Annotated in this window: 1 protein-coding gene; it reads left to right on the top strand. The window is 53.9% G+C overall.

Annotated features, from left to right (window positions below; all coding sequences use genetic code 11):
* Positions 1-544: 544 nt before the first annotated feature.
* Positions 545-1,771: a hypothetical protein gene (locus DXK94_RS21290; RefSeq protein WP_147294399.1), complete on the top strand. Its 1,227-nt coding sequence runs from the start codon at positions 545-547 to the stop codon at positions 1,769-1,771.
* Positions 1,772-2,082: the final 311 nt, after the last annotated feature.

Here is a 2,082-nt window from a genome sequence, read left to right as displayed (position 1 = left end):
ATCGGCTGTCGAAACGGACGTTGCCCACGCTGCGGACAACACAAACCCACTCGCCGGATACATTCCCACAGCCGAAAAGGGCGCGGCCTCAGGTGTTGCTACCCTAGACCCAAACTCAAAAATTCCCCCCACACAACTACCCGACCTTTCAACTTACTTTCCCGCGGCGGGCGGGAAAACCAAAACGGACGGGCAGAACATTAGGAACCTGCGTCGGCCGGTCCTTGCCATCGACAGCATGTTCCCCAACGCCCGAGTTGACCACCAAATTGTGTGGGCAGACGAGACTGTCGGCCGTGCCTACTCTATTGGCGCCGACAAGGGTCTCCGGCTACAGACATGGAACCCAATTGCAGGATCAGTGGACGTAGGTGCGTTCAATACTGGACCGCGGTCGTTTGGCAACGCAACACAGACGTGGGCGTTCCACGGACTGTTCTTTCGCACCTCAACGGGAGCTCTCCTTATGGAACAGTTAGATGGGCGCGTCACGACTCTGCAACGCTCGGCCCCTGCAAGCGACGGAGTAGCTTGGACAACTGTCATGACCATGCCCGGCGACGTAATGCCCTTGGGGCCGGGCTCAATTTGTCAAGACTCCGTGTCGGGTCACCTGTATTTCACAGAGTATTCCAGCGGGACAACCCTGACGCATATAAACATTCTTAGGTCCACGGACGATGGTGTGACGTGGACGGTTTGGAAGTCCCTACCCAAGCACAACAGTGCAAATAATACGATCCGGCACTGGCATGGATCCCGCTACGATTCAATTTCTAAGCGTGTGTACTTTACCGCAGGGGACCAAAACGACATTGCCGGACTATACCGGGCCAATGCAGCAGGAACGGATATTGAGCCGGTTATTTTGAACAAGCAGATCCGGGACAAGTTCGGGCTGATCGCACCCGCTCGTTCTATCGATATAATGTTTTTTCAGACCCATATAGTGTGGGGTTCTGATGGTGCAGGTGGGCAAAATCATATTTACCGCATGGCCCGCGACCAAATAGGTGCAGCGAATCCCGTGGTAGAACAAGTCGCCGCTATCGATAACACGTCATGGTGGGCTCAGAAGGTGCGCAATGACGGTTCTATGTGGGTCTGTTCATCGTCTTCAGAGATTGGTGGCGGAGATGGGAGTGAAGATAGTGGGGTGTCTCACCTCTACGCAGTCAGTGACAATGGGGGGACCGTAGACGAAATTGCCGCCGTTTCAATGGAAGGCACTTATGGTGCTGGGTCTTTGTCTTGCTTGTCGAGCCCGGGGAGTGGTGGTGATGTGTTCTGGATGCGGGCACATGCGTACCAGGAATACCCGTTCCGCACCAATAGTGCCTTCCAGTTCCGCGCACGGGTTGGTTACGGCGCCGTTCCGCTAATCAAGCCCAGGAACAGCCGACCCATTGTCCAAGTGCCAGAATCCCGCAACTGGGAAGGTTCGCTGAATGCGCTGCAAGTGAAGAAGTTCGCGCACACCGCCACGCCACCGGAAGTCAGGACGCTCATCATTCTCAATATGGGCGTTAAAGTTTTGGCAGGAAAGGCCAACAGCGTCAAACTGCAGGTTTGGAATGCCACCACCGGGTCCCTTATCCACGAACTATCAGGTGCGCACCAAAACTGGCGAATGTCCTATTCAGCGAGCCAAGAATACGCTTACAAATATATACTTGGCGCGAATGATCAGGTTGAGTTTCAAGTGGTTGAAACAAGCGGGGCTTCTGTTGGTTCCGTGTGCGCCTTTATTGAGTTCGGGTACGGATTCTAAGACGAGTTGTGCGGGTCAAGATAATGACCGTAATCTCTTGTTCGCCACGCAAGTCCCAGTAGCCACTATCAATTCCGCTATGTGAGGAAATTGCATGGGTGGTCAGGTTTAGGGGTATCACTGAAGCTCGCCATCACGTGTGCTCCTATCTAGCGTGTGGCGTCCGATACCCGAGAATGGCAAGCAAGACTGGACCGATGATAATAGCTGTTCGCTTGCAAGTACCGCTAACGGCTGAGCAAGTACCAGCTTGAGGAATATACGCGTAAGTCCCACTGTGGCTAAACAAAGCCAACGGAAATAGCTTCAAG

The sequence above is a fragment of the Arthrobacter sp. RT-1 genome (assembly GCF_003367205.1).
GTDB lineage: Bacteria > Actinomycetota > Actinomycetes > Actinomycetales > Micrococcaceae > Arthrobacter.
Note: the sequence above shows the minus strand (reverse complement) of the source record. Positions and strands in the feature narration are given on the sequence as shown.